Here is a 26204-nt window from a genome sequence, read left to right as displayed (position 1 = left end):
CCGCAGGTCAGAGCCTCGACAGCTTCTTGTACGGGCTGACGATCCGGACCACCTCGGGGCGGAAGTCGACGGTCACCGCATGGGCCTCGACCGCAATGATCCGGCCCATCCCGTACGAGTCGTGGTTGACGAGCTCATCGAACACGAACGTCTCGATGAAGGGCTCGGGATCCGGCCGGAACGGGCTGCTGGCGAGGTGTCGACGCTTCGGGGGTGAGGTGCTCATCATGATGAGTATGCGCCCTCGCGGGCGTACGCGAGGATTGGCGACCTCCGCCGGCTACCGACCCAGGCTCCGGACGGTACGCATCGCGTCCGCATGAGCTGCCTCGGCCTCCGCGTTCACGGCCTCGAGATGGACCTGTTCGTCGGCCTCGTAGCGGCGCAGTTCTGCTCGGAGCATCACCAGATCGTGATGCCGACCGAGGACGTCCTGCGCCTCGCGCCACTCCTTCGACAGGCGTCGCTGCGACCGGGCGAGAGAGGCGACGGCGGAGGCGTCGTTCGCCTGCTTCACCGCCCTGCGTACAGCATGCAACCGCCGATCCTGGGTGTCGCCCGGATGGGTGTGACGGGCGCGGTGAGCGCGCCGGCGGATCCGACGACGTTCGTGATCGAGGGTGCGAGCCACCGCGCGCTTCGCGGGACGCTCCGCGTGGTGCGTCCACGGCACGTTCGCCGCGTACGCCCGCAGCCGCTCGGTCGCGTGGCGGCCCTCGGGAGACACCAGCCACGACCTCAATTGCGCCAGAGCACCAGCAAAGGCTGCCTCCAAGGCATCGAGTTCGTCCCGACCGTCCGGGTCGAGCGCCTCGAGCAAGTCGCGGGCGACCTCGGCATCGCGGCAGACGCCCAGCATCGCCATCAACCGCTGCAGATCCCGGTCGACCCGACGCGCCGGAGACGCCTTGAGCATCGGTGCGTACGCGCTGAGGATCGAGCGCAGCCGCCGACAGTCCGTACGCAGGTCGTGCACGTCGCCCGATCCGCCCTCCAACCGGGCGCACCCGTCAACGATCCGGTCGACCAGCGACCGGATCCGCGGTTGCAGCAGGCGGCGTACCCGCACCCCTCCATCATCCGCCCTTGGCCGCGTCCGGAGAATGGGCGCATGACTGCCGTCACGATGTACAGCACCACCTGGTGCGGCTACTGCCACCGCCTCAAGTCCCAGCTCGACCGCGAGGGCATCGCCTACCAGGTCATCGACATCGAGAAGACCCCCGGCGCGGCTGAGATCGTCGAGGCGGTCAACAACGGCAACCAGACCGTGCCGACGCTCGTGTACGCCGACGGCAGCGCCCACACGAACCCCTCGGTCGCCCAGGTGAGAGCCAAGCTCGCTGCACTCTGACGGTTGTCGGCGGTCCGTGGCAGAGTCAGCGACATGCGACTGCTGCTCAATCTGATCTGGCTGGTCCTCAGCGGTTTCTGGATGTTCTGCGGGTACGTCCTGGTCGGACTGCTGTGGTCCATCACGATCCTCGGCATCCCGTTCGGGATCGCGTGCTTCCGGATCGCCGGCTTCGCGCTGTGGCCGTTCGGCCGGCAGATCGTACGCAAGCCGACCGCTGGTGCGGGCAGCACGATCGGCAACGTCATCTGGTTCATCTTCGGCGGAGTGTGGCTCGCGATCGGCCACCTCGTCACCGGCGTCGCTCTCTGCCTGACCATCATCGGCATCCCGCTCGGCCTCGCGAACTTCAAGCTCATCCCGGTGTCGCTGACCCCGCTGGGTCGCGAGATCGTCTCGAACGGCAGTTGGCTCTGACCGACGACTACCATCGGTCCTCGTGACGGGGGCATCTCAACGGGGCTTCCGTACTGACGTCCAGGCCCTCCGCGCGCTCGCAGTCGGAGCCGTCGTCGTCTACCACTGCTTCCCGGGTGCCCTGCCGGGCGGATTCACCGGAGTCGATCTCTTCTTCGTGATCTCCGGATTCCTGATCACCTCCCATCTGGTGGCGTCCCCGCCGACCACACCCCGCCATCTGGCCGCGTTCTGGGCGAGGCGGATCCGGCGGCTTCTGCCGGCCGCGCTGCTCGTGCTGATCACGACCGTGGCTGCGGTGCAGTGGCTCGGCGAGGGATCCCAGATCGCGCCGACCGCGCGGATGGCCCGAGCTGCCTCGACGTACTGGATCAACTGGCTGCTCGCCGGCGACTCGGTCGACTATCTGCATTCGTCCGACGCTCCGACCGCCGTCCAGCACTTCTGGTCCCTGTCGGTCGAGGAGCAGTTCTACGCGTTCTGGCCGGTGCTGCTCCTCGTCCTCGTCCTCCTGGCGCGAGCCGTCCGACGGGGACCGAAGCTGACGGTCACGCTCGGCCTCGGCGTCGTCACGGCCGCATCGCTCGCAGCCTCGATCCACCTCACGACCACCAACCCGTCCGCTGCGTACTTCGTCACCGAGACCCGGATCTGGGAGCTCGGCGTCGGCGCGCTCCTCGGTGCCTGGGTCACGTGGCACCCGACCTGGACGCCCCCGGCGCGGACCGCGGTGGCCGCCGCCGGCCTCGCAGCGATCGTCGTGACGTTCGTGACGTTCGACGCGAGCACTCCGTTCCCCGGCTACTCGGCGTTGCTGCCGGTGCTCGGCGCCGCCGCGGTGATCGCGGCCCAGCCGTCACTGACCGGAATGGTGCCCAACCGGTCCCGGATCGCGCGCGTACTCGCGGTCCGCCCGATCCAGTGGCTCGGCGACATCTCGTACTCGATCTATTTGTGGCACTGGCCGCTGCTGATCCTGTGGCCGTCCGTCTTCCCGCACATCACGGGCGCCACCTCGAAGGCGCTGATCATCGCGGCGACCCTGGTGCTCGCAGCGCTCACCAAGCGCCTCGTCGAGGACCCGGCGCAGTTCTGGCGCCCGCACGCCGCCTTGGGGTGGGTGTACGCCGCCGGCGTGCTCGGCATGGGTGTCGTCGTCGGTGTGACCAGCATGCAGATCCAGCACCAGCAGGATCAGCTCGACGCGTTCCTGGCCCACCGCAACGACGTGGTCAACCACGCCCTCCAGCCGGGTTCGTGTGTGGGCGCCGCGGCGCTGGGGCGTACCACTTGTCCTGCCAGCACCTTCGCCACGCTGGTCGAACCGCCTCAGGTCGCGATGTCCGACCAACCGCAGACGCACAAGAGCATCAACGGCGTACGCGACTGTCCCGGCAACGCGCAGAACAACTGGTCGTTGCTGGAGTGCACCTTCGGCCCGGCCGCCGCACCCAGGACGGTCGCGCTCGTCGGGGACTCCCACGCCCAGCAGTGGCTTGCGGCTCTGATGGGTGTGGCCGCGCAGGACGGGTTCCGGATCACCACCCACGTCGCCTCGGGGTGCAACTTCGCGCCAGTACGGCAGTTGGGTGGCAACGCGGCCTGGATCGACGGGTGCCAGCGCTGGCAGGCGGGGACGCTCGCACGAGTGATCCAGGAACGACCGGACCTCGTGGTGCTCTCCAACCGCACCTTCCTCGCGATCGAAGGGGTGTCCCGCAAGCAAGCCGGTGGGACGTACACGACTGCAGCGACCGTGGTCCTGCGGCGCTTCGCCGCGGCAGGGATCCCCGTACTGGTGATCCGCGACGCCCCGACCCCCGAGGTGTCCATCCCGCAGTGCCTCGACGCTCACCACGGGAACCTCGCAGCCTGTGACGGCACCCGGGCCTGGATCCGGCCGGACCCGTGGGCGGCAGCAGTCGCGGCGACTGCTTCGCCGCGCGTCAGGTTGGTTGATCTCAACGACCACCTCTGCACCGCGACGATCTGCCCCGCGGTCATCGGCGACATGATCGTCTACTACGACGACTCGCACATGACGACGACCTTCAACGCCACCCTCGCGCCGTACCTGCGCCCCGCGATCGCGGCATTGTTGCGCTGAGCACCGGTCCGTAGGCTCGAGGCATGGCATCCAACGGAGACAAGACCGGCACGTTCCTCGGCATTCCGTACAACTGGAACAGGCCGACGATGCAGCGCGAGAAGAAGACCTGGTGGGACCCGGAGAACGACAAATTCGTCGTCCCGCGGGCGTACGGCTGGGGCTATGCGTTCAACCTCGCGACGTTCAGCCGCAAGAAGTAGCCGGCTCGTGCGCACCAGCGGGGGTCATAGCCCCCGGAGATGCGCACGAGAGCCGTCGCGCGGCCCCAAAAGGCGTCAGTCCCAGGGGTTGACGAGCGTGATCCCCAGACCTGCGAAGTCCTTCGTGTTCCGCGTGACCAGCGTCGCACCATTGACGAGCGCGATCGCCGCGATCTGCGCGTCCGGGATGCTGATGGGGCGCCCCATGGTCCGTCGCGATGCGACCACCATCGCGTACGCCTCGGCGCACGGTTCGTTGAAGGGGAGCACCCCGGCGAGCAGGCTGACCGCTTCACCGATCGCGGCGAGCAAGGCTTCGCGACGGCGTCCCGGGACGAGCCTGTGCGCACCTTCAAGGAGTTCAGCCAGGCAGACAACGGCGGTCACTGGTCGCTTGTCCTGCTCTCCGAGCCACGACGTCACTCGCGCGCTGCGCGCTTGCGTCCCTTTCATGAGCTCGGAGAGAACGTTGGTATCGACGACGATCATTCGAAGTCGGAGAAGTCGGGGATGCGTGGAGAGTCCCAGGCATTTCCCGTCCGAGGCGGAATGAGGCTTTCGAGTTCCAGGCCTGCGTCGCCGTACTTGTCGCCGAGCGCCAACAGGTCGTCTCTCCAACTGAAGTCGACTCGTGGCGGCTCCACAACCTCATCGAGGATCGCTCGCACCTCGGCCTCCACCGAACGACCATGCTCGGCCGCCCTCATCCGTAGGCGGGCGTGGGTGTCGTCAGAGAGCTGACGGACGGTGATCGTGGCCACGACAGCAATGCTAGCAATGACAGCAAACATTCGTCGACCTCAACGACCAGCTCTGGCGGGGCTACGGGTTCAATCTGGCGAAGTTCAGCCGCAAGAAATAGCCGGTCGGCGCGTCCACGCGCGGCGCAAACCACAGCGTGAGAAGTTCGTGCGGTGGGTGCTCTCGTCTTCTCCGTCCTCTTCATCGCCGTCGGCGTCTTCCTGTGGCTGCGGCCGATCAACGGCTTCCCCGGCGTACGCGCGGCGGCGTCGCCACGCAAGCCGCTACGGTTCCTCGCCGTCATCCCGATCGTGGTCAGCGGGGTGATCCTCATCGGATCGACCGTCGTACAGGTTCACGCGAAGGAGATCGGAGTCGTCACCGCCTTCGGCCGGCCGACCGGCGAGATCGGCGCCGGACTGCACCTGAAATGGCCGTGGCAGTCAGTCACCAAGATCAACGAGACGATCTTCACCGACACCTATTCCGACAACAATGCCCTGCCCGTGCGCCTCGGCGACGGCAACACCGCGAGCGTGTCTGCCACGATCCGCTGGCACGTCGACCCGACGGCGGCTGACTACATCTATGCCAACTACCGCTCGGACAACCCGGCCGAGAGTCTGCGCGACGCCGTTGTCGACACCCAGTTCAAGGCGGCGGTGAATCAGGTCTTCTCCAGCTACAACCCGACGGCGAACATCACGGCGCTGAGCTTCTCACCGAACTACGCGGAGATGGGCAAGGCGATCACCGCGTCGATGATCGACCGCGTCAAGGACGCAACCGGTGAACCACTGGTCGTCCTGGACGGCGTCACGGTCGCGGGCATCCAGTACTCGCCGGCGACGGAGCAGCGCATCAACAGCATCGTGGCGCAGGCTGCGAAGACAGAGCAGGCAATCCAGGCCGAGCAGACCGCGCGTGCCCAGGCCAAGGCGAACCAGCTGCTGGCAGCGAGCCTGCGCGATCCGGCCGTCCTGGTCTCGAAGTGTCTTGACGAGCTCGCCGCTGGTGCCTTCGTCCCGCCGGCAGGCTTCTCGTGCTGGCCGGGTTCCGGCAGCGGCGTCGTGATCCCGTCGGCCACCAAGTAGTCCTGCGAAACGCCGAAGGCCCGCCTCCACTACTTGGGTTCTAGGGGCGGGCCTTCGGATGCAGCGACTGGTCAGCCGCGCGAGACCCGCATCATCTCGTCGCGTGACTGCACCTTGACCCGCTCGCGGCCCTGCGGCTCACCGAGCGCGATCTCGTACGCGTCGAGCTTGTCCCAGCCCTCCGAGGTGGTGAACTCGACACCCTTGGCGGCGAGGTTCTCCAGGACGGCGTCCGGCGACCCGTGGATCGGGACCGGAAGCTGGTCGAGGTCCTCCATCAGGTGACGGATCGTCTCGGTGGCGTCCGACTTGGTGTGGCCGATGAGACCGACCGGACCGCGCTTGATCCAGCCGGTGGCGTACGTACCGGCGATGTGTTGGCCGTCCTCGTCGGTGACGCGCCCCTCGATGTTGGGGATGACGTCGTCGCGGTTGTCGAAAGGTACGCCGGGCAGCGCGTCGGAGCGGTAACCGATGGCGCGGTAGACGGCCTGGACGGGCGTGTCGATGAATTCGCCGGTGCCCTTGACCGAGCCATCGCCCTGGTACTCGGTGACCTCGGTGCGGAGGGCGACGACATGACCGTCCTCGCCGAGGACCTCGACCGGGTTCTGCATCATGTGGATGTGGATCTGGTGCGGAGCGCCGGTGCCCTCGGACTCGAGGTACTTGAGCAGGCCGTCGACCACGAGCTTGGTGGCTTTGTGCTTGCCGATCTCGGCCTGACCGGCGTCGTCGATCTGGAAGCCCTCCTCGGTGACGAAGACGTCGACGTTCGGGCTGTGCGACAGCTCGCGCAGCTCCATCGGGGAGAACTTGATGTGTGCCGGCCCGCGGCGGGCGAAGACGTGGATCTTCTTCGCCGGGTTCTTCGCCAGGCCCTGGTAGATGTTGTCGGAGATCTCGGTGACGAGTTGCTCGTCCGCGGTCTTCGCGAGCATGCGGGCGACGTCGAGCGCCACGTTGCCGGCGCCGAGGACGGCAACCGCGTCGGCCTCGAGCGGCCACTCGAGCGGGTAGTCCGGGTGCCCGGCGTACCAGCTGACGAAGTCGGCCGCGCCGTGCGACTCCGGCAGGTCGATGCCCGGGATGGTGAGCTCCTTGTCACCGATCGCGCCGGTGGCGTAGATGACCGCGTCGTAGAACTCGTGGATGTCGTCGACGCTCAGGTCCTTGCCGAACTCGACGTTGCCGAAGAAGCGGATCCGCTCGTTGCCCAGGACGCGGCGCAGAGCCTTGATGATCTCCTTGATGCGCGGGTGGTCGGGGGCCACGCCGTACCGGACGAGTCCGTACGGGGCCGGCAGCCGGTCGAAGATGTCGACGGTCGCACCCTCGTGCTCGCGACAGAGGATGTCACTGGCGTAGATGCCGGCAGGGCCGGCGCCGATGACTGCGACGCGGATGTTGCGCATGTGTCCTACTACCTCCGTGGCTGCCTCTGGTCGTGCAAAACCACCGTTGAGGGTACCGGCGGTACGGCCCGCCTCCCGATTCGTCGTCCGGCGATGGAACGAGCCAGCCGAGGCCCGCGTACGCTCGCCGCGTGATCGCTGCTCTCCACCCCCGCCTGTGGGGTGTGCATGCACTCGGCCTCGCCGCTGTGGCCGCGGCGGTCATCCTCGGGATCTGGCAGTGGAACGTCGGCGACGGCCGCAAGAGCACGCAGTCCCACGAGTATGCACACGCCGCTCCGGCACCGCTGGCGTCGGTGATCGCGCCGGGAGCCTCGTTCCCCGCCTCCGAGTTCGGTCGACCGGTGCGGGTGACGGGCCAATGGGTGCCGTCCTCGACGGTCTTCGTCCACGCGGGCTCCGGCTACTGGGTGGCCACAGCCGTACGCTCCGGCGACTCCTCGATCTACGTCGTCCGTGGAGCCACCGACCGGCCCGAGGACCGTTCCTGGGTGGGTAGCCCGTTGACGGCGGATGTCGTCGGCTGGCTCCAGCCGGACCAGTCCTCGATCGACCCGGCGCAGGGCCGCGTACTCCCGGTGATGTCGAACGGTCTCACCGCAGCGTTCGCGTCGACGCCCCTGCTGGACGCGTACGTGGTGGCGTCCGCGCCGCCGGGGTGGATGACGGCGGTACCCGAGCCGACGCTGCCGAAGGCGGACTTCTGGACCGGCCTGCGGAACTGGCTCTATGCCATCGAGTGGTGGTTCTTCGCGTGTTTCGCGGCGTTCATCTGGTCGCGACAAGTCCGGGACATGACCGCGACACCCGTACCCTCTGAGTCGTGAAGAAGCTCTTCAACCTCTACCGTCCGCTGGCCTACATCGTCGGCGTACTGCTGCTGCTCGGCACGATCTTCCTGATCGGCAAGTACGCGGTCACCGACGGCAGCTCACTGCAGCACTTCTGCTCCACCTGGGACCGACTCGTCTTCACCGGACACGGCTTCATCTACATCGTGTACGTGATCGTCGCGTTCGTCCTCAGCCGGCACGCAGGCTGGACATTGCGGTTCCTCGCGGTGCTGCTGATCGCGGGCCTGGTGCCGGGCCTGATCTTCTGGGTCGAGCGCCTCGTCGAGGAGCGCGTACAGCCCTGGATCAAGGAAGAAGCCGAAGCGGCTCAGATGTCCTCGGGCAAGGGCGCGGTCAACGGGTCCTGACCCTCGAACGGGTCCTTGACGTCGGGCCAGCCTTCTTCCTCGGCGTCGCTGAAGGCCAGTTCGTCCTCGGTCTGCGGGATCGACTGGACGGCCGAGGACGTACGCTCCGCCGGACCGGTCGAGATCCACTCGGCTGCCCCGGCGGACTCGTCGTGCCACTGCTGGTAGAGCAGGTACGCGATACCGGCGATCAGGCCTGACCCGAGCAGGAGCTTCACGAACTTCATCCCCCCATCCCACCACATCCCCGGACCAGCCGTCAGGGGGCCGTGGAAGGATGTGGGCGTCAATGCAGACAGCAGAAGGGCACGTCATGGCAACCCAGGCCATCTTCCACACGTCCAAGGGCGACATCGCCGTCAACCTGTTCCCGGACCACGCGCCGCGTACCGTCGACAGCTTCGTCGGTCTGGCCACCGGCAACCCGGTGACGGTCTCCCCCGAGGGCCCGTACTTCCCCTCGCCGCGCGAGGGTTCGGTTGGTGAGGGTCCGTTCTACGACGGTCTCGTCTTCCACCGCGTCATCGCCGACTTCATGCTCCAGGGCGGTTGCCCGCAGGGCACCGGCACCGGCGGCCCGGGCTACAACTTCAACGACGAGGTCCAGAACGACCTCGCCTTCACCAAGCCGTACCTGCTGGCCATGGCCAACGCGGGCTCGCACGGCGGTCGCGGCACCAACGGCTCGCAGTTCTTCATCACCGTCGCGGCCACGCCGTGGTTGACCGGCAAGCACACGATCTTCGGCGAGGTCGCCGATGACGCGTCGCGCGCCGTCGTCGACGCCATCGGTGTCGTGGCGACCCGACCGGGCGACCGCCCGGTCGAGGACGTCGTCATCAACTCCGTCGAGATCATCTGACCTCGATGAGCGTTGAGGCCGCGCCGGTTTGTTATCGGCACACCGACCGGGAGTCCCACATCCGGTGCCAACGGTGCGAGCGGCCGATCTGCCCCGACTGCATGAAGTCGGCGGCTGTGGGTTTTCAGTGCCCGGAGTGCGTACGCGAGGGTCAGCGGTCGGTCCGTCAGGGCCGACCGCTGAACTTCGGGCCCTCGGGACCTGTGGTGACGTACGCGCTGATCGGGATCAACCTGGCCGTGTGGGCACTGATCCTGATCGCGCCGTCTGTGGCTCACCTGTTGAGCCTGCACCTGGCCGACTACTGCTCCTCTCAGGGTTATCCACGGCTGGGCTTCGACAGCGCTGGATGCGCTGCTTACGGCGGCACGTTCGCGCCAGGCGTATGGCATGGCGGCCCTTGGGAGCTGATCACCTCGGCGTTCACCCATCAACAGGCGTGGCACATCGCCACGAACATGATCTCGCTGTGGATGATCGGGCCTCTGGTGGAGCAGGCCCTTGGGCGCTGGCGCTATCTCGTGGCGTATCTCGTGTGCGGTCTCGGCGGATCGCTCCTGGTTGTGGCAGCAGGACCGCAGGTGGGCTACACGTTGGGGGCCTCAGGAGCGATCTTCGGACTGCTCGGGATCCTCGTCGTCCTCTTCATTCGTCGGGGGCTACCCCTGCAGCAACTGGGGTCGGTTCTCGCTCTGAACCTGGTCCTGACCTTCGCGCTGCACAACGTCGTGTCGTGGCAGGGCCACATCGGCGGGCTGCTCACGGGCCTCGCGATCGGCGCGCTGTACGCGTACACGCCTCTCGGGCGACGCCGCCGCATCCTCCAGCGCTGATCGACAGCACGACTTGTACACAGCTGTGGACTGTCATGTGGAGAACTACACACGTGTAATTCTCCACAGATCGTGCATAACCTGTGGATGACTAGACCACCTGTGGACGAACGCCGAAACCCCGCCGACCTGAGCCGACGGGGCTTCGAGGCAAGAGGGCGCTGATCGGAGTCAGCGCAGGCTCACTCCCACCGGGTGGCGAAGAAGAACCCGCAGATCAGGAAGCCGAACCCGACGAACAGGTTCTTCTGGCCGAGGTCGTTGAACACCCAGACCTTGTCCAGATGCGTGCCGTTGAAGATGTAGAACACGCAGATCCATACCAGCGCGCAGAGGAAGCACGAGAGCATCGAGACCACGACGCCACGGTTGCGACCCAGGGGGGTGCTCTTGTCGGCGGTGATGATCAGGCCGAGGAAGAACAGTCCGAAGCCGATCAGGTAGTTCCAGTCCTTCAGCCACTTCAGCGGCTGGATCCCGCGGAACGGCGGGTTGACCGCGTTCGCGTTGTGCGACGGGTGCACGCCGAAGTAGTAGTACAGGACCCATGCGAGCCCGAGTACGACCAGCGCCAGCGCGGCCATGAACCGAACTGTGAAGATCGGTTCCCCGGTGCCACCCAACGCAAGATCTGAACGCTTCGCCTTGACCATCGTCGTCCTCCTCGTAGTCAACAACGGCATACCCTAGCCACCATGACCACACCGCCGACCGAGACAGGGCCGACGGAGCCGGTTTCGGGCATGCCGTGGCGGGCCCGGCGGTGGCGGTGGGCCACCCCTGCTGTCGCTGCGGCCTGCGGGGCGCTGTTCATCATCAGCGCCGTCAACAGCCACGGCACCGACCTCCGTCCGGGTCGCTACGTCGGCGTCAGCGGGCTGGTCGCGTCGGAGAAGCAACAGGCCGATGCGTACCAGCGCCAGGCCGCCACACTCCAGGACGAGATCAACGCCCTCACCAATGCCGTCCCGGATGCGGCCGTACGCGCTGCGCAGGCGCTGCGGGAGAAGGCGATGCCGGCTGCCGGCCTGGCCAAGGTCAATGGCCCCGGATTGTCGATCTCCCTGGCGGACTCGCCCACCTCACTGGTCAACACCACCCGACTCGACCCGAACCTCTTCGTGATCCACCAGCAGGACATCCAGGCGGTCGTCAACGCACTCTGGTCCGGAGGCGCGACGGCGATCACGATCCAGGGACAACGGATCATCTCCACCACCGGCATCAAGTGCTCGGGCAGCACCGTCCTCCTGGGCGGGGTGCCGTACCCGGAGCCGTTCGTCGTCCAGGCAGTCGGCGATCCGACGAAGCTGAACGCCGCCCTGGCCGCGAGCCGCGACGTCGGGTTCATCGTCGAGGCGGCCACCAGCCCCGACATCCAGCTCGGCTGGAGCGTACGTCAGACGCAGGTGAGCGCTCCGGCGTACACCGGCATCACCGCGCTGTCGTACGCCACCGAGCCGACGCCTTAGGTAGGTGAGCCGCTCGGAGTCGGCGAGCCCGAGTCCGTCGGTCCGCCAGCGGAGCCGGACGAGATGTAGAGCGTGACCGTCGTCTTCGTCGGGTCGTCGACCGCCTGTCCCGCGGGCGGATCCTGCTGCGACACCGTGTTGGCGGGCAGCGACGACGTCGGGTCCGCCAGCCACTTCACCTTGTAACCCAGGGCCTGCAGGGCGCTGGTGGCCGCGTCCTTCGTCTGACCGACCTCACTCGGCACCACGGGCTGCGGCCCCTTGGACACCGTGATCGTGACGGTCGAGCCCGGCGCCACGCTGGTGCCAGCGACCGGATCGGTGCTGAGCACGTTGCCCGCCGCCGACGGGTCAAACACCTGGCTGATCTTCACGACGAGGTTGTACGGCGCACCGCCGAGCGCGTTCTGAGCACCCTGCTGGGTGTAGCCGCGTACGTCCGGGACGCTCACGTTGGCCGGGCCGACCGACTTGACCAGGATCACCGCTGCGCCGCTGTCGAAGCAGCGCCCGACGGCCTCGTTGTTGCTGCTGTCGAGGACATCGATGATCTGGCCCTTGTCCTGGGCGGTGCCTGTCTTCGGCTGCACGGACGTGGTCAGCCCGCTCAGCTTCTGCTGCGCCTGGGCAGGGCTCATCCCGTTGACGGTCGAGTCGATGCAGATCTGGGCGGCCTTGTGGTGGAAGAGCTTTGGCATCAGCAGCACTCCGCCGACGATCAGCGCCAGCACCAGCAGGGCGAGTCCGATCAGCAGACCCGTACGTGGGCCGCTGGGCTCCTCGGGACGCGTCTCCCAGACTGCCGGCACGACTCCGGTCGGAGCGGCGGCCGCCGGGGCAGCGAGCGGTGCCACGACGGCTGGGATCGATGCGGTCACCGGGCGCCCGCCGAGGTAGCGCTCGATGTCGTCGCGCATGGCGGCAGCCGACTGGTAGCGATCGCCGACGCGCTTCGCGAGCGAGGTCAGCACGATCGCGTCGATCGCACCGGGCAGCGAGGGGTCGAGCGCCGACGGCGGCTGCGGGTTCTCGCGCACGTGCTGGTACGCGACCGCCACCGGCGAATCGCCGACGAACGGCGGCCGACCGGTGAGGAGCTCGTACAACAGACAGCCGGCGGAGTAGACGTCCGAACGGGAGTCCACCGTCTCGCCGCGCGCCTGCTCCGGGGAGAGGTACTGCGCGGTGCCGACGACAGCCGCCGTCTGGGTCATCGTCTGCTGGCCGTCGCTCATCGCCCGGGCGATGCCGAAGTCCATCACCTTGACGTCGCCGTTCGGCGTGAGCATCACGTTGCCGGGCTTGATGTCGCGGTGGATGATGCCGGCCTTGTGGCTGTATTCCAGCGCCGACAGCACGTCCGAGCCGATCTCGAGTGCGCGCTCGGGGAGGATCTTGCGTCCCTCGCGGAGGATGTCGCGCAGCGTACGCCCGGCGACGTACTCCATCACGATGTACGGCTGATGGATCCCGTCGGCCGTGATCTCCTCGCCGGTGTCGTACACGGCGACGATCGCGGGGTGGTTGAGCGCCGCGGAGGACTGGGCCTCGCGACGGAAGCGCGCCTGGAACGTGGCGTCGCTGGCGAGGTCGGTCCGCAGGCGCTTGATGGCGACCGTACGTCCGAGTCGGCTGTCGGTCCCCTTGCGGACCTCCGCCATACCGCCACGCCCGAGGAGCTCGCCCAGCTCGTACCGTCCGCCGATCAGGCCGTCCGTCATGGTGTTGCTCCGCTCGTTGGGCTGCTGCTGCTCGTGGCCAGGTCGGACCAGTAGTAGATCTGGACGGTGTCACCGACGTGTACGCCGCGGCACGGCGTGACCCGGCTGACGGTGTTGATCGGGGTGCCCTTCTCGGCGTTGGCCTGCACCTTCACGCCCAGGCCGGTGAGGATCGACTCGACGTCGCTCAACTGCCGCCCCTTGAGGTATTTGCCGTCAGCCGTCACCGGTCCGCAGGTCATGTTGACCAAAGCCGGCGGAGTGGGAGCGGCACTGGACGTCTTCGTCGGGTGGGACGTCTGGGTCGCCGTCGGTGTCGGCGTTGTCGGAGAGGTGGGCGCTCCGGAATTGAGGAAGTACGCGACCCAGCCCAGGGCCAGGATGGTGAGCGCGCCGAGCACCACCAGCACCGTGTCGAGGGTGCCGAACGGCCAGGCGCTCGTCTTCTTGTTGACGGCTGAGGCCAGCGGCTTGACCGACTTCGGGAGGCGTACGACCGTGGTCCGCGAATGGGTCGGTCCGTCGGCGCGGGCCTCGGGCTCGACAGCCGGCTTGGCGTTGGAACGCTGCGGCGCGAGCGGATCGATCGGCTGCGCGAGGGGTGCCTGGGTGGCCGGTACGAAGTCGGTTGGCGCTGCGTCCGCGACCGGCGTCATCGGGATCGGGACGTCGATCGCGGCGATCGCCTGCGTCGGGACGTCCTCGTGCCCACCCCGAACCACGGGCGCGACCACCACAGTCGGCTCGGCATTGTCGACCGGCACCGATGACGCCGAGGTCAGCTTCGCGGCCCGCATCGCGTCCGCGAACTCCGCACCGGTGGCGTACCGGTCGGCCGGATCCTTGGCGAGTGAGCGCTCGACCACGGCGGCAAGACCAGCGGGGACGGTGTCCGGCAGCGCCGGGACCGGGTCCTCCAGGTGGGCCAGGGCCGTGGCGACGGCGGTCGGACGGTCGAACGGACGTGAGCCGGTGAGGGCTTCGAAGGCGACCACACCGAGGCCGTACACGTCGGACGCTGGCGTGGCGACCTCGCCGCGCGCCTGCTCGGGAGACAGGTACTGCGGCGTGCCGACCACCTGGCCGGTCACCGTGACAGCACCCTGGGATGCCGACCGGGCGATCCCGAAGTCGGTGATCTTGAGCGTCCCGGAGTCAGTGACCAGCAGGTTCGCCGGCTTGACGTCACGGTGCACGATCCCGGACCCGTGGGCAGCAGCGAGACCATCGCCTGCCTGCGCGAGCAACGACTGCACCAGTTCGGGAGCCAGCGGACCGTCGCCGATGATCGCCGAGAGCGGCCGGCCCGCGACGTACTCCATCGTCAGGTACGGCCGGATCAGCCCGGACGCAGTCGGCATCTCGCCGACGTCGTACACCGCGGCCACGTTGGGGTGATCGATGCTCTGCACGTGACGCGCTTCGGCGTCGAAGCGGGCACGGCTCGCGGGGTCGTCCGCGTACTCCGGCTTGAGGAGCTTGATGGCGACGTCGCGGCTGTAGTCGTTGTCACGCGCTCGCCACACCTCCGCCATGCCACCGGAGGCGATGAAATCGCCGAAGACGTAACGCCCTGCCATTACTGCGTCCCCGTTTCGCTGAGATAAGCCTGCATCATCGCCTTGGCGATCGGCGCGCAGAGCGCCCCGCCGGCGACGTTGTCCTTGACGGTGCTGGAACTCTCCACCAGCACCGCGATCGCGATCTTCGCGTTGTCCGACGGACCGAACGAGACGAACCACGCGTACGGCGACCCGCCGGTGCCCGTCTCGGCGGTACCGGTCTTGCCGGCGACGCTGATCCCGGGGATCTGCGCCCGCGTACCCGTGCCGCGGTTCACGACGTCGACCATCATCTGGGTGAGCTGGTCGGCGGTGGAGCCGGAGATGGGGTTCGACAGTGCCGTCGGCTGCGTCTGCGAGATGACGTCGAGCGTCGGCGAGGTGAGCCGGTTGATCATGTACGGCTTCATCAGCTTGCCGTGGTTGCCGATCGCAGCCGCCACCATCGCCATCTGCAGCGGCGTCGCCTGGACGCTCAGTTGGCCGTACGCCGACAGCGCGCGCAGCGCCTTGTCCGTCTCGTTCGGGTAGCTGCTGGCGCTCGAGGGCCACACGTCGAGGAACGGGTTGGTGTTGAAGCCGAAGGAGTCAGCCATGGAGGTCAGCTGGTCGGCGCTCAGTCGGGCGCCGATCTCCGCGAACGCCACGTTGCACGAGTAGTCGAGCGCGGTCATGAAGCTGACCTGCGGCTGGTTGAGGAAGCCGCAGGAGACCTTGTCCTCGTTCTGGGTGATCCGGTTGGTGCCCTGGATCGTGGTGGTGGCGTTGCCGTTGACCAGAGACTGCGGGTTCATGTGCAGGTCCTGGATCGCCGCCGCCGCAGTCACCAACTTGAACGTCGACCCGGGGAACAGCGGTCGCTGGGCGCCGCGGTTGAGCAGCGCGTTGCTCTTCAGGATCTCCGCGTACGCCTTCGCCGAGGCGGACGCGTCGTGCGAGGCCACCCGGTTCGGGTCGTAGGAGGGCGTACTCGCCATCGCGAGGATCTTGCCGGTGGTCGGGTCGATCGCGACCGCCGCACCGGTGAACCCGCGCGACGCCAGACCCTGGTACGCAGCGTCCTGGACCTTCGGGTCGATGGTGAGCTCGACGTTGCCGCCCTGGGGCTGGTTGTTGTTGAGCAGGTCGCTGACCCGGTCGATGAACAGCCGGTCGTCGGTGCCCGAGAGGATCGAGTTCTGCGCCTGTTCGGTTCCCCAGTCGGCTCCCAGCGTCAGGTAGCCGGTGACGGGCGCGTACTCGGCGGCAGCGTCGGCGGCGTACTTGGGGTCGATCTTGTTGCCGTAGACCCGCAGGAAGTTGAACCCGTCCTTGGACGGGACGCTCTTGGCGATCACCATCGAGCCGGCCAGGATCTCGCCGCGCTGGCGCTTGAGGCCCTCCAGGATCACCCGAGCGTTGTCGGCCTTCTTGTTGTACTCCGATTGCTTGAAGTACTGGACGTAGGTGATGTTCGCCATCAGGGCGAGCAGGAGGCAGAGCGAGGCGATCGTCAGTACGCGGATCTGTCGGTTCATCCGAGCTTCACCACCTGCGTCTCCTCCATCGAGGAGTCGATCGAGAAGGTCGGGGCCGGGCGACGCGCCTGGTCGGAGATCCGTAGCAGGAGCGCGATGATCACCCAGTTGACCACCAGACTGGATCCGCCGTACGCCAGGAACGGCGTGGTGAGACCGGTGAGCGGGATCAGGCGGGTGACGCCGCCGACGATGACGAACACCTGGATCGCGATCGACGTGGACAGCCCCACGGCCAGCAACTTGCCGAAGTCGTCGCGGCAGATGATCGCGGTCCGCAGCCCGCGCGCGACGATCAGCGCGTAGCACACCAGGATGACGAAGAGAGTCGTCAGTCCGAGCTCCTCACCGATGGAGCCGATGACGAAGTCGGAGTTCGCGAAGGACGTCAGCCGGGGCATGCCGTTGCCGTAGCCGCGGCCCAGGAGGCCGCCCCACGCCATCCCGTAGAGCGAGGACACGAGTTGGTCGGACTGTGGCCCCGACGCCGCGTGGAAGTACTGCCACGGATGCAGCCAGATCTCGAAGCGGACCCGGACGTGTCCGACGGCTGTGTACGCGGCGGCGAGACCCACGACGAACAGTGCCCCTCCGACGACGATCCAACCGCGGCGCTCCGTCGAGACGTACAGCAGGATCACGAAGACGCCGAAGAACAGCAGGCTCATGCCGAGGTCGGACTCCCACACCAGGACGGCCACGGCGATGAGCCACATCGCCAGGATCGGACCGAGATCCCGACCGCGCGGAAGGTCGATGCCCAGGACACGACGACCGGCCAACGCCAGAGCATCGCGGTGGACGACGAGGTAACCCGAGAAGGCGATCACCAGGAGCACCTTCGCGACCTCGCCCGGCTGGGCGGTGAGCGGACCGATGTGGATCCACACCGGGGCGCCATTCACGGTACGTCCGATCACGGGCATCGCGGGAAGGAGCAGCAGGACGACCGCCGCGAGGCCGAAGGTGTAAGTGAACCGTTGCAGCATGCGGTGGTCACGGATCACCCACAGGGCGGCGACGAAGAGCACCACCCCGACGGACATCCACATCAGTTGCAGCGTGTAGCCCTGCGGGAAGTAGTGCTCTGCGGTGCCTCGCGGGCCGAGGTGCAGGCGCTGGATCATGACCAGGCCGAGACCGTTGAGGAAGAGAGCGATCGGCAGGATCACCGGGTCTGCGTGCGGCGCCAGTCGGCGTACGGCCACGTGCGCCACGAGCGTCAGGCCGGCGAGCCATCCGCTGAAGGTGGCGATGTCCGTGCCGACGCGACCGTTCACTCCAACGCTCATCGCGGCGTAGCCAGCCACGCTGATCAGCAGGGCAAGGAGACACAGCCAGAATTCCGAGCCGCGGCGTTGGCCGTACTCCAGCGGGGCGCCGGGCGTGGTGCCGCTCACTGAGCCGCGCCGAACTGGCTGGCGAGTTGGTGGACCCAGGTCTCGGCGTTGGTCAGGCTGCCCTTGTCGACACCCTTGTCCACGGTGGCTTGGCCGGTGCTGCTGAGGTCCGAGACCTTGAGCGTGCTGGTCTCGTAGGCGTCGTACAACTGGAGGCCGAGGACGTTCGCGTTGATGCCGCGGTAGATGGTCACGTACCCGTCGCCGCCACCCTTGACGAAGTAGCGGGTCTGGGTCCACGAGTACGCGCCGGCGACGGCGGTCCAGAACAGCCCGACGATCAGCAGGAGAGCCAGGACGCGGCGCACCCAGGTCTGCCGGGTCGGCGCCAGGAGTGCGTACCGAGCCTGCTCGCGCTCGGCGGGGTCCGAGTCCACCGCGCCTTCGGGGATCTCGCTGTCGATCGGCTCGAGCTCGCCGGTGTCGCCCATCCGGTGACCGCGGAACTTCGACGTCAGGCTCGGCTTGCGACGCATCTCGGCCGCGGCACCGACGGTCATCGGCATCGTGGGCGCCGGGGCGTCGTCCTCGACGACGTCGGCCACGAGACAGGTGACGTTGTCGGTGCTGCCGGCCTCGAGACTCGCGCGCAGCAGTTCGACGGTGGCGTACGACGGGGTCGAGGTGCCGAGGATGTCCGCGATCCGCGGATCGGTGAGGAAGCCGTTGACACCGTCGCTGCAGAACAGGAGTCGGTCGCCGATCTCCAGGTCCATCACGGACAGGTCGGGGTCCAGGTCGCGTACGCCGTCGAGCGCGTTGAGGATGAGGTTCTTGTGCGGGTGAACCCGCGCCTCCTCCTCGGTGATCCGACCGTCGTCGACGAGGCTCTGGACGAAGGTGTGGTCCTTGCTGAGCTGATGCAACAGTCCGCCACGGAGCAAGTACGCCCGACTGTCGCCGACGTGGCCGATCGCGAACCGCGAGCCGTCGAAGAGGCCAATGGTCGCCGTCGTCGAGGTGCCGTTGAGGTTGGGGTCGACCTCGACCAGCTCACCGATCCGGTCGTGTGCGCGGTGCAGCGCGTTCGCGACCAGACTCATCAGGTCGTCCTCGGAGGTGCCCTCCGGCGGCCGGATGTCGAGTCGCTTGATCTGGCCGATCGCGGTCGCCGAGGCGATGTCGCCGCGGGCGGCGCCGCCGACGCCGTCGCAGATCGCGATCAGCCAGGGGCCGGCGTATCCACTGTCCTGGTTGTCTTTGCGGATCCGTCCGACGTCGGAGAGCGCAGCGAAGGCCAACTTCACGGGCGAAGCTCCAGGATGGTCTTGCCGATCCGGATCTGGGCACCCATCACGAGAGCCGTTGCCTGATGGATGCGCGCCGAGCCGAGATACGTGCCGTTGGTCGATCCGAGGTCCTCCACGAACCACTGGTCGCCCGAATAGCCCACGCGCGCGTGCCGGGTCGAGACGTAGTCGTCGTCCAGGATGATCCGCGCGTCTGCGCCACGACCGATCACGATCGGGACCTCGGTGAGCGGCACGCTGGTGCCCGCGCTCGATCCGGCCGTCACGACGAGTTGGGTCGGGGTGCGCTTGCTCTTCTTCGCTGGTTTGGCCGCCCGTTTGGATGAACCCTGCGTCTTGGACCTCGTGTTGACGTTGGCGGAAGCCTTCTGAGCCTTGGATGCGCGTACGCCGAAGAGGTCGGTGCGGACGACACTCAGCGCGGCGAACACGAAGATCCACAGGGCCACCAGGTAGCCGATGCGGATCAGGAACAGGGTCAGTTGGCTCACGCGGACGCCCCCTCACTGGGTTCTTGCGAAACCCTGACGATCAACGTGGTGTTGCCGATGCGTACGTGAGTGCCGTCGACGACCGTCGCAGCGGGGATCTTGGCGCCGTTGACAAGCATGCCGTTGGTCGAGCCGAGGTCGCGTACCTCGATGTGGTCTGTGCGGGCGACGAACTCGATGTGGCGGCGACTGATGCCGGGGTCGTTGATCCGCAGGTCGGCGTCTGCGCCGCGACCCACGACGACGTTGCCGGTGAGCGGATGACGACCGTTGTTGACCTCGAGCCAGGCGTACGCACGCCCGATCTGGGTGTTGGTCATCGCATCGGACTCGACCTTGGCCTTGGCGCTGCTGCGTACGCGGAAGCGGCCGACGGTCAGGTCGGCTGCCTCGGCGAAACGGATGCTGACGACACCCGGGAACACGTAGCCCTGGGTGCGGGCGTACTCGGTGATCTGATCGCTGAGTTCCTGCGTCAATGCTGGGCCGAACTGGCCGAAGCGCTGCAGGTCGGCCGACGAGAGTTCGACGTGGAACTCGTTCGGCACGATCCGGCGCTCACGGGACAGGATCTGGGCGTTGTTGTCGACCTCGCGCTGGAGCGCGGCGGCGATCTCCACGGGCTGTACGGCGCTCCGGAAGACCCTTGCGAAACCACCCGAAATCATCGTCTCGAGCTTGCGCTCGAACCGTTGCAACCCGCTCATCGTCACCTCCTCAAGGCACGTGTGTCCTCGGCGATCGTATCGGGTAGGCATCGGGAGGCTGTGGGACCGTGCGGCGGCGGTTTGGGTCTGTCCCTCGGGGTGGGCTAGCCTTCCGATGCGCTGAATTGGATTCAGTCGCATTGCGCGCGAGTGGCGGAACGGCAGACGCGCTGGCTTCAGGTGCCAGTGTCCGAAAGGGCGTGGGGGTTCAAATCCCCCCTCGCGCACGCGAACGAAAGGCCCCCGGTTCATCCCGGGGGCCTTCGTCGTTCTCCGGTGTGCGGAGCCGGTCAGTTGATCACGATGCGCGGGTTCGCCGACTGTTTCAACCAGCGCAAGGTGTTGGTGAGTTCAGTCAGGTTGGCGAGCCCGACGCAACCTGTCGTGAAGTAGTGCGCATAGTGCAGGAAGATGCCGTCCCCCGAGCCGCCGCCGTAGCGGTGCCGGACCGGCATGTTGTAGCCGATCTCAACGGCCTGTGTGTACTGGTAGCCGCCCCAGGCAGGGGTGTCGCGGATCAGCTGCTCGCAGTTCACCAGGTCGCATCCGCTCTGGCTGGCGAGCATGTGGTTGTACGACCACGCCCACTGCCGACCGTCCCACCACAGGTTGGGTGTCAACCGGGTGTACGGCCAGGTCGTCCCCGGATTGCCGACGCCGAAGGCGCCGTACAGCTGGAAGGTGCCCGCCGGGGTCTTGTTGTCGTTGGCGACGCGGTTCTTCGCGGCGATGATCCCGGCGGAGCCGAACACGGCCGAGGAGCTGCCGACCTTCACCCACCGGCACGTCGCCGGGTCCCACTGGAAGCGGTTGTACCAACCGGCGTGGCCGGAGACGACATGGGCCAGGAGGACCTGGCTCACCTTCGCGGAGGTGTTCGAGTAGATGGTCGTGCCGGGAGCGCGTACCTGCCCGCAGACCGGTGCCACCGCGGCGCCTGCTGCCTGCGACCCGAATGTCACCACGGTCGCGGCGACCACCGCCGTCGACGTGATCATTGCCCCGAACTTCATGTCGTCCCCCGAACCCTCGACGGTCCGACGCTAGCCGCTGATCGCGGCCACCGGGGTGGGTTCAGAACGTCTTCTCCGCGTACGCGTTGGCGACCCGACCGGCCTCGAGCAGGCCTGCACTCGCGGCGAACATCAGCATCGCGGCGAGCGGCGTACAGAGGGCCAGCGCCCAGATGTCACCGAGCTTGATGCCGGCCACGAGCAGGAAGAATCCGGCGATGTAGGCGGCGGCACAGACGGCGATGTCGCCGCGCGTGTGGGCGAGCAAGTGCTGATCGATCTTGGTCATCTCTCGGTCCTTCCCCCAAAGGTCCGCCCAGTGTGGGCGAGCGGCCTGTCCGAGGTTTTGGACGCTACGCCGACGCGGATGCCCGAGGGATCGCAGTGCGTACTCGATCAGATGACCCGAACGGACCATGCCGCCCAGCGCGTCGGCGGACCACTCAGAGCGCGAACTCGACCCCGGTCAGGTCCTCGCTGAGGTCCCACAGCTTCGCTGCCAGATCGGCATCCTGGGCGTACGTGCTCAACCTGGCCGGGCCGAGCGGACCCCGGCTCTCGCCCATTTTCTGCGGACCGGTGTACGACCCGGGCTCGCCGAGCGTGGCCGCGTACAGCGTGGGGTTCGCGCCCTTGTCGGCCGACTGGAAGATCAGCGGCATCACGAACGGAGCAGCGGCCCGAATCGCCCGGTTGGCACCCATCCCGTCCTGAGAGGCGACGAGGTTGGTGGCCGAGATGCCGGGGTGCGCCATCGTCGAGATCAGGCCGGTGCGGGTCGCGCGACGACCGAGTTCGAGCCCGAACAGCAGGTTGGCGAGCTTGGAGTTCCCGTAGTACGGCTCCGGCTTGTACTTGTCCTTCGGGTTGGCCAGCAGGACCTTCTCGTTGCCGCCGTGGTGGGCGATCGAGGACACCGTCACCACACGAGCCCGGGTGGAGTGCAGCAGCGTCGGCAGCAGCAGACCGGTGAGGGCGAAGTGGCCGAGGTGGTTGGTGCCGAACATCAGCTCGTGACCGTCGGCCGTTTCGCGGTACGTCGGCGGGTTCATCACGCCGGCGTTGTTGATCAGCAGATCCAGCGGGCCGCGCCAGCGGGCCGCGAAGGCACGTACCGATGCGAGCGAGGCAAGGTCGAGTTCCTCGACGCGTACGTCTCCGGTCATGTCCTTGATGGCAGCCTCACCGGCGACGACGTTGCGGCACGCGAGGACGACCGAAGCGCCCTTGGCAGCGAGTTCGCGGGCCGTGATCAGACCGATCCCCGCGTTGGCGCCGGTGACGATCGAGGAAGTGCCGGTCAGGTCCGGCAGGTCGGCGGGTGAGAACTTCACTTGACCAGCGCCCAGACGAGCAGCGAGATCAGGCCGAGCTTGGCGAAGGTCGCCTGCACCATCGCCGCGCGCAGCTTGCTGCGGTCGTTGGAGATGAGTACCGCGGCAGCACCGACCATCGAGCCGAGACCGGCGATGATCAGTGCGATCCCCGGCGCGTGCGACCGGCAGGCGATGCCGACTCCGACGCCGGTGATGATCGCCAGGAACAGGTTGTAGAAGCCCTGGTTGTACGCGAACTGCTTGTTGGCAGCGGCTTGTTCAGCGGTCACGCCGAACGTACGACGGACCTTCGGCGTCTCCCAGGCGAGGGACTCCATCCAGAAGATGTAGACGTGCAGAACGGCAGCCAAGGACGCGAATGTCAGCGTCAGGCCCCAGAAGAGGGAGGTCACGCGCAGCAATCTACGCGTACGCAACCGAATGAGACATGCGTAACTCGGTGTCTCAGTTTGCGGTGAGGGATCGCAAAACGCACAGATTCACTGGCACTCTGATCGTCTGCACCCTCAGACAAAAGGAGCCTGACGATGCGAATCGGCGTGCCCCGCGAAAGCAAGCCCGGAGAGACGCGCGTTGCCGCGACCCCGGCGACTGTCGCTCAATTGATCGGTCTCGGCTACGACGTCATCGTCGAAGCCGGAGCCGGATCCCTTGCCTCTTTCCTCGACGACGCGTACGCCGCTGCCGGCGCGACGGTCGGTTCCAACGCCGATGCGTGGAACTCCGACGTCGTGTTCCGGGTCAACGGCCCGACGTTGGACGAGGTTGCCTCCATCCCGGACGGGGTGACGATCGTCTGCACCCTCGCTCCGGCGTTGAACCCGGAGTTGGTCGACGCCCTGGCGGGGCGCCCGGTCACGGTGTTGGCGATGGATGCGGTGCCGCGTATCTCTCGTGCCCAGTCGCTCGACGTGCTGTCCTCGATGGCCAACATCGCGGGTTACCGTGCTGTGGTCGAGGCGGCCCACCAGTTCGGTCGGTTCTTCACCGGTCAGGTCACCGCTGCGGGCAAGGTCCCGCCGGCCAAGGTCCTGGTCGCCGGTGCGGGCGTGGCCGGTCTGGCTGCGATCGGTGCCGCATCTTCGCTCGGCGCGATCGTGCGCGCCACGGACCCCCGCGCCGAGGTCGCTGACCAGGTGAAGTCGCTCGGTGGCGAGTACCTGCTGGTCGATGTCGAGCAGGAGCAGTCGACCGACGGGTACGCCAAGGCGACCTCGGAGGCGTATGACCGCCGTGCGGCGGAGATCTACTCCGAGCAAGCCGCGGACTGCGACATCATCATCACCACCGCTCTGATCCCGGGACGTCCGGCGCCTCGGCTGCTCACCGCGGCTGATGTCGCGTCGATGAAGTCCGGTTCGGTCATCGTCGACATGGCCGCCTCCAACGGTGGCAACGTCGAGGGCACCGTCGCCGGTGAGGTCGTCACGACCGCCAACGGCGTCACGATCATCGGCTACACCGACCTCGTCGGTCGCCTGCCGCAGCAGTCGTCGCAGTTGTACGGCCAGAACCTGGTCAACCTCACCAAGCTCGTCACCCCGGGCAAGGACGGTCAGTTCACCCTCGACCTCGAGGACGTCGTCCAGCGCGGCATCGCCGTGGTCGTACGCGGCGAGAAGATGTGGCCTCCGCCCCAGGTCCAGGTCTCGGCCGCGCCCGCCGCTGCTCCAGCAGCCGTCGTGGAGAAGGCGCCCGAGAAGGCGACCATGACCCCGCGCGGCAAGCTCATCCTTGCCCTGGCCGGAATCGCCGTCTTCGGCCTGCTCAATGCCATCGCACCGACCACGGAGCTGCGTACGCACTTCACCGTGCTGATGCTCTCGATCGTGATCGGTTACTACGTGATCGGCAAGGTCGCGCACGCGCTGCACACCCCGCTGATGTCGGTGACGAACGCCATCTCCGGTGTCGTGGTCGTGGGCGCGCTGCTGTCGGTGGCGCAGGGCAACACCACGGTGACGATCCTGTCCGCAGTCGCGATCCTGCTCGCGTCGATCAACGTGTTCGGTGGCTTTGCGGTGACCCGCCGCATGCTCGTGATGTTCAGCAAGGGGCACTGACCATGGGAATCGTGTCGATCACTGAGGCGGCGTACATCGTTGCCGCTCTGCTCTTCATCCTGGCCCTGGCCGGGCTCTCCAAGCAGACCTCTGCCCGTCACGGGCTGACGTACGGCATGGTCGGTATGGGTGTGGCGCTCGCCGCCACGGTCGTTGCCGTCATCAAACTGAGCAACGGCGAATCGGGCCGCACCCTGGCGATCGTGCTGATGCTGCTTGCGGTCGGCATCGGCGCCGGCATCGGGTTCTGGCGCGCGAAGATCGTCGAGATGACCGGGATGCCGGAACTCATCGCGCTGCTGCACTCGTTCGTGGGTCTCGCAGCGGTCGCGATCGGCTGGAACGGCCACCTCCTCGGCGCTCCCGCCGGCGAGCTGAGCAGCCTGGTGAACATTCACAAGGCCGAGGTCGCCATCGGGATCTTCATCGGTGCGGTCACCTTCACCGGGTCGATCGTGGCCAACCTCAAGCTCTCGGCGCGGATCAAGTCGGCCCCGCTGATGCTGCCTGGGAAGAACTTCATCAACGTCGGTTCGTTGGGGCTGTTCGCGGTCCTGACTGCGGTCTACGTAGCCGTGGACAACCACGGCACCGACGGGTTCATCCTCGCGCTGATCACGATCCTGGCCCTCGGCCTCGGCTGGCACCTGGTCGCCTCGATCGGCGGAGGCGACATGCCGGTCGTCGTGTCGATGCTCAACTCGTACTCCGGCTGGGCTGCGGCGGCGTCGGGCTTCCTGCTCGACAACGACCTGCTGATCGTCACCGGTGCCCTGGTGGGTTCCTCCGGTGCGTACCTCTCCTTCATCATGTGCAAGGCCATGAACCGGTCGTTCATCTCCGTCATCGCGGGTGGTTTCGGTATCGAGGCGGGCCCTGCGGAGGACAAGGACTACGGCGAGCACCGCGAGGTGGACGCCGAGACCGTCGCGGACATGCTCAAGAACGCCTCGTCGGTCGTCATCACCCCGGGGTACGGCATGGCCGTCGCCCAGGCGCAGTACCCGGTCGCGGAGATGACCCGGATCCTGCGGGAGAAGGGCGTCAACGTCAGGTTCGGCATTCACCCGGTCGCGGGTCGTCTGCCGGGTCACATGAACGTCCTGCTCGCCGAGGCGAAGGTGCCGTACGACATCGTCCTGGAGATGGACGAGATCAACGACGACCTGGCCTCGACGGACGTGGTGCTGGTCATCGGCGCCAACGACACGGTGAACCCGGCCGCATCCGAGGACCCCACCTCCCCGATCGCCGGCATGCCGGTGCTGAAGGTGTGGGAGGCCAAGGACGTGATCGTGTTCAAGCGGTCGATGGCCGCGGGCTACGCAGGTGTGCAGAACCCGCTCTTCTTCCGTGAGAACTCGGCGATGCTCTTCGGCGACGCCAAGACCAAGGTCGACGAGATCGTGGGAGCTCTCGCTCGCTGAATAACTCACCGCATGGT

The 26204-nt window shown here is 67.2% G+C and carries 30 protein-coding genes and 1 tRNA gene; 13 read left to right on the top strand and 18 right to left on the bottom strand.

Annotation, left to right across the window (positions count from 1 at the left end; translation table 11 throughout):
- Nucleotides 1-7: 7 nt before the first annotated feature.
- Nucleotides 8-226, bottom strand: a complete 219-nt coding sequence (locus KCTC_RS08235) for a hypothetical protein (RefSeq protein WP_125568481.1) — start codon at nucleotides 224-226, stop codon at nucleotides 8-10.
- Nucleotides 227-280: 54 nt separating this feature from the next.
- Nucleotides 281-1069, bottom strand: a complete 789-nt coding sequence (locus tag KCTC_RS08230; RefSeq protein WP_164512537.1) for a CHAD domain-containing protein — start codon at nucleotides 1067-1069, stop codon at nucleotides 281-283.
- Nucleotides 1070-1111: 42 nt separating this feature from the next.
- Here KCTC_RS08230 and KCTC_RS14695 point away from each other — a divergent pair, with 42 nt between their 5' ends.
- Genes KCTC_RS14695 through KCTC_RS08215 form a run of 4 tightly spaced genes read left to right on the top strand, consistent with a single transcriptional unit; the run spans nucleotide 1112 to nucleotide 4081 of the window.
- Nucleotides 1112-1354 carry a mycoredoxin gene (locus KCTC_RS14695; RefSeq protein ID WP_164512536.1) on the top strand — a complete coding sequence of 81 codons (243 nt, stop codon included), beginning with the start codon at nucleotides 1112-1114 and terminating at the stop codon, nucleotides 1352-1354.
- Between the two features lie 33 nt (nucleotides 1355-1387).
- The gene (locus KCTC_RS08225; protein ID WP_125568476.1) at nucleotides 1388-1771 is read left to right on the top strand and encodes a YccF domain-containing protein; all 384 of its coding nucleotides are present in this window, start codon (nucleotides 1388-1390) and stop codon (nucleotides 1769-1771) included.
- Nucleotides 1772-1793: 22 nt separating this feature from the next.
- On the top strand, nucleotides 1794-3878 hold the full coding sequence (locus tag KCTC_RS08220; protein ID WP_125568474.1) for an acyltransferase family protein: 2085 nt from the start codon (nucleotides 1794-1796) through the stop codon (nucleotides 3876-3878).
- A 23-nt stretch (nucleotides 3879-3901) separates the two neighbouring features.
- Nucleotides 3902-4081: a hypothetical protein gene (locus KCTC_RS08215; protein WP_125568472.1), complete on the top strand. Its 180-nt coding sequence runs from the start codon at nucleotides 3902-3904 to the stop codon at nucleotides 4079-4081.
- Between the two features lie 75 nt (nucleotides 4082-4156).
- On the opposite strand, the gene KCTC_RS08210 is transcribed toward KCTC_RS08215, so the two are convergent.
- Nucleotides 4157-4570 (bottom strand): type II toxin-antitoxin system VapC family toxin, encoded by a 414-nt coding sequence (locus tag KCTC_RS08210; RefSeq protein ID WP_125568470.1) that lies wholly within the window; start codon nucleotides 4568-4570, stop codon nucleotides 4157-4159.
- The gene (locus tag KCTC_RS08205) at nucleotides 4567-4842 is read right to left on the bottom strand and encodes a FitA-like ribbon-helix-helix domain-containing protein (protein ID WP_125568468.1); all 276 of its coding nucleotides are present in this window, start codon (nucleotides 4840-4842) and stop codon (nucleotides 4567-4569) included. Before KCTC_RS08205 ends, KCTC_RS08210 begins: the two co-directional genes overlap by 4 nt.
- A gap of 153 nt (nucleotides 4843-4995) precedes the next feature.
- On the opposite strand from KCTC_RS08205, the gene KCTC_RS08200 reads away from it, so the two are divergent.
- A complete protein-coding gene (locus KCTC_RS08200) occupies nucleotides 4996-5916 on the top strand; it encodes an SPFH domain-containing protein (RefSeq protein WP_125568466.1) in 921 nt (306 codons plus the stop codon).
- Nucleotides 5917-5987: 71 nt separating this feature from the next.
- Here KCTC_RS08200 and KCTC_RS08195 read toward each other — a convergent pair whose 3' ends face one another.
- Nucleotides 5988-7331: an FAD-dependent oxidoreductase gene (locus tag KCTC_RS08195; protein ID WP_125568464.1), complete on the bottom strand. Its 1344-nt coding sequence runs from the start codon at nucleotides 7329-7331 to the stop codon at nucleotides 5988-5990.
- Between the two features lie 131 nt (nucleotides 7332-7462).
- Between KCTC_RS08195 and KCTC_RS08190 the strand changes: the two genes are divergently transcribed.
- The gene (locus KCTC_RS08190; protein WP_125568462.1) at nucleotides 7463-8158 is read left to right on the top strand and encodes an SURF1 family cytochrome oxidase biogenesis protein; all 696 of its coding nucleotides are present in this window, start codon (nucleotides 7463-7465) and stop codon (nucleotides 8156-8158) included.
- Complete coding sequence (locus KCTC_RS08185; RefSeq protein ID WP_125568460.1) at nucleotides 8155-8532, top strand: DUF3817 domain-containing protein; 378 nt, start codon at nucleotides 8155-8157, stop codon at nucleotides 8530-8532. Before KCTC_RS08190 ends, KCTC_RS08185 begins: the two co-directional genes overlap by 4 nt.
- On the opposite strand, the gene KCTC_RS08180 is transcribed toward KCTC_RS08185, so the two are convergent.
- The gene (locus KCTC_RS08180; RefSeq protein ID WP_125568458.1) at nucleotides 8493-8759 is read right to left on the bottom strand and encodes a hypothetical protein; all 267 of its coding nucleotides are present in this window, start codon (nucleotides 8757-8759) and stop codon (nucleotides 8493-8495) included. The genes KCTC_RS08185 and KCTC_RS08180 overlap by 40 nt on opposite strands.
- Before the next feature lie 86 nt (nucleotides 8760-8845).
- Here KCTC_RS08180 and KCTC_RS08175 point away from each other — a divergent pair, with 86 nt between their 5' ends.
- Entirely contained in the window at nucleotides 8846-9394 is a 549-nt protein-coding gene (locus KCTC_RS08175; RefSeq protein WP_125568456.1) for a peptidylprolyl isomerase, read from the top strand.
- A 116-nt stretch (nucleotides 9395-9510) separates the two neighbouring features.
- A complete protein-coding gene (locus KCTC_RS08170) occupies nucleotides 9511-10227 on the top strand; it encodes a rhomboid family intramembrane serine protease (protein WP_164512535.1) in 717 nt (238 codons plus the stop codon).
- Between the two features lie 182 nt (nucleotides 10228-10409).
- Here KCTC_RS08170 and KCTC_RS08165 read toward each other — a convergent pair whose 3' ends face one another.
- Nucleotides 10410-10880 carry a cell division protein CrgA gene (locus tag KCTC_RS08165; protein ID WP_125568451.1) on the bottom strand — a complete coding sequence of 157 codons (471 nt, stop codon included), beginning with the start codon at nucleotides 10878-10880 and terminating at the stop codon, nucleotides 10410-10412.
- 42 nt (nucleotides 10881-10922) lie between these two features.
- Between KCTC_RS08165 and KCTC_RS08160 the strand changes: the two genes are divergently transcribed.
- Nucleotides 10923-11699: a DUF881 domain-containing protein gene (locus KCTC_RS08160; protein ID WP_231998648.1), complete on the top strand. Its 777-nt coding sequence runs from the start codon at nucleotides 10923-10925 to the stop codon at nucleotides 11697-11699.
- Here the strand turns inward: KCTC_RS08160 and pknB are convergent.
- From pknB to KCTC_RS08125, 7 genes are read right to left on the bottom strand one after another with little or no spacing between them, the layout of a single operon-like run.
- The gene (pknB, locus tag KCTC_RS08155) at nucleotides 11696-13420 is read right to left on the bottom strand and encodes a Stk1 family PASTA domain-containing Ser/Thr kinase (RefSeq protein WP_125568449.1); all 1725 of its coding nucleotides are present in this window, start codon (nucleotides 13418-13420) and stop codon (nucleotides 11696-11698) included. The genes KCTC_RS08160 and pknB overlap by 4 nt on opposite strands.
- Entirely contained in the window at nucleotides 13417-15000 is a 1584-nt protein-coding gene (locus tag KCTC_RS08150; protein WP_125568447.1) for a serine/threonine-protein kinase, read from the bottom strand. The genes pknB and KCTC_RS08150 overlap by 4 nt, the downstream gene beginning before the upstream one ends.
- Complete coding sequence (locus KCTC_RS08145; RefSeq protein ID WP_125568445.1) at nucleotides 15000-16499, bottom strand: penicillin-binding transpeptidase domain-containing protein; 1500 nt, start codon at nucleotides 16497-16499, stop codon at nucleotides 15000-15002. The genes KCTC_RS08150 and KCTC_RS08145 overlap by 1 nt, the downstream gene beginning before the upstream one ends.
- A complete protein-coding gene (locus KCTC_RS08140; RefSeq protein WP_231998647.1) occupies nucleotides 16496-17899 on the bottom strand; it encodes an FtsW/RodA/SpoVE family cell cycle protein in 1404 nt (467 codons plus the stop codon). Before KCTC_RS08140 ends, KCTC_RS08145 begins: the two co-directional genes overlap by 4 nt.
- The gene (locus KCTC_RS08135) at nucleotides 17896-19146 is read right to left on the bottom strand and encodes a PP2C family protein-serine/threonine phosphatase (protein WP_125568442.1); all 1251 of its coding nucleotides are present in this window, start codon (nucleotides 19144-19146) and stop codon (nucleotides 17896-17898) included. The genes KCTC_RS08140 and KCTC_RS08135 overlap by 4 nt, the downstream gene beginning before the upstream one ends.
- The gene (locus tag KCTC_RS08130; protein ID WP_125568440.1) at nucleotides 19143-19640 is read right to left on the bottom strand and encodes an FHA domain-containing protein FhaB/FipA; all 498 of its coding nucleotides are present in this window, start codon (nucleotides 19638-19640) and stop codon (nucleotides 19143-19145) included. The genes KCTC_RS08135 and KCTC_RS08130 overlap by 4 nt, the downstream gene beginning before the upstream one ends.
- The gene (locus tag KCTC_RS08125) at nucleotides 19637-20347 is read right to left on the bottom strand and encodes an FhaA domain-containing protein (RefSeq protein ID WP_164512534.1); all 711 of its coding nucleotides are present in this window, start codon (nucleotides 20345-20347) and stop codon (nucleotides 19637-19639) included. The genes KCTC_RS08130 and KCTC_RS08125 overlap by 4 nt, the downstream gene beginning before the upstream one ends.
- A 144-nt stretch (nucleotides 20348-20491) precedes the next feature.
- Here KCTC_RS08125 and KCTC_RS08120 point away from each other — a divergent pair.
- Nucleotides 20492-20574, top strand: a tRNA-Leu gene (locus KCTC_RS08120).
- Nucleotides 20575-20637: 63 nt separating this feature from the next.
- On the opposite strand, the gene KCTC_RS08115 is transcribed toward KCTC_RS08120, so the two are convergent.
- The 4 genes from KCTC_RS08115 to KCTC_RS08100 form a co-directional block, all read right to left on the bottom strand.
- The gene (locus KCTC_RS08115; protein WP_125568436.1) at nucleotides 20638-21360 is read right to left on the bottom strand and encodes a L,D-transpeptidase family protein; all 723 of its coding nucleotides are present in this window, start codon (nucleotides 21358-21360) and stop codon (nucleotides 20638-20640) included.
- Between the two features lie 61 nt (nucleotides 21361-21421).
- Nucleotides 21422-21649, bottom strand: a complete 228-nt coding sequence (locus KCTC_RS08110; RefSeq protein ID WP_125568434.1) for a hypothetical protein — start codon at nucleotides 21647-21649, stop codon at nucleotides 21422-21424.
- A gap of 154 nt (nucleotides 21650-21803) precedes the next feature.
- Nucleotides 21804-22694 (bottom strand): SDR family NAD(P)-dependent oxidoreductase, encoded by an 891-nt coding sequence (locus tag KCTC_RS08105; RefSeq protein ID WP_197715163.1) that lies wholly within the window; start codon nucleotides 22692-22694, stop codon nucleotides 21804-21806.
- Nucleotides 22691-23089, bottom strand: a complete 399-nt coding sequence (locus KCTC_RS08100; protein ID WP_231998646.1) for a DUF1304 domain-containing protein — start codon at nucleotides 23087-23089, stop codon at nucleotides 22691-22693. The genes KCTC_RS08105 and KCTC_RS08100 overlap by 4 nt, the downstream gene beginning before the upstream one ends.
- 135 nt (nucleotides 23090-23224) lie before the next feature.
- Here KCTC_RS08100 and KCTC_RS08095 point away from each other — a divergent pair, with 135 nt between their 5' ends.
- Complete coding sequence (locus KCTC_RS08095; protein WP_125568432.1) at nucleotides 23225-24760, top strand: Re/Si-specific NAD(P)(+) transhydrogenase subunit alpha; 1536 nt, start codon at nucleotides 23225-23227, stop codon at nucleotides 24758-24760.
- Nucleotides 24761-24762: 2 nt separating this feature from the next.
- Nucleotides 24763-26187: a Re/Si-specific NAD(P)(+) transhydrogenase subunit beta gene (pntB, locus tag KCTC_RS08090; RefSeq protein WP_125568430.1), complete on the top strand. Its 1425-nt coding sequence runs from the start codon at nucleotides 24763-24765 to the stop codon at nucleotides 26185-26187.
- The last annotated feature ends 17 nt before the right edge of the window (nucleotides 26188-26204 follow it).

The organism is Nocardioides baekrokdamisoli, from assembly GCF_003945325.1.
Taxonomy (GTDB): Bacteria; Actinomycetota; Actinomycetes; order Propionibacteriales; family Nocardioidaceae; genus Nocardioides; species Nocardioides baekrokdamisoli.
This window is presented reverse-complemented; position numbering and strand designations above follow the sequence as displayed.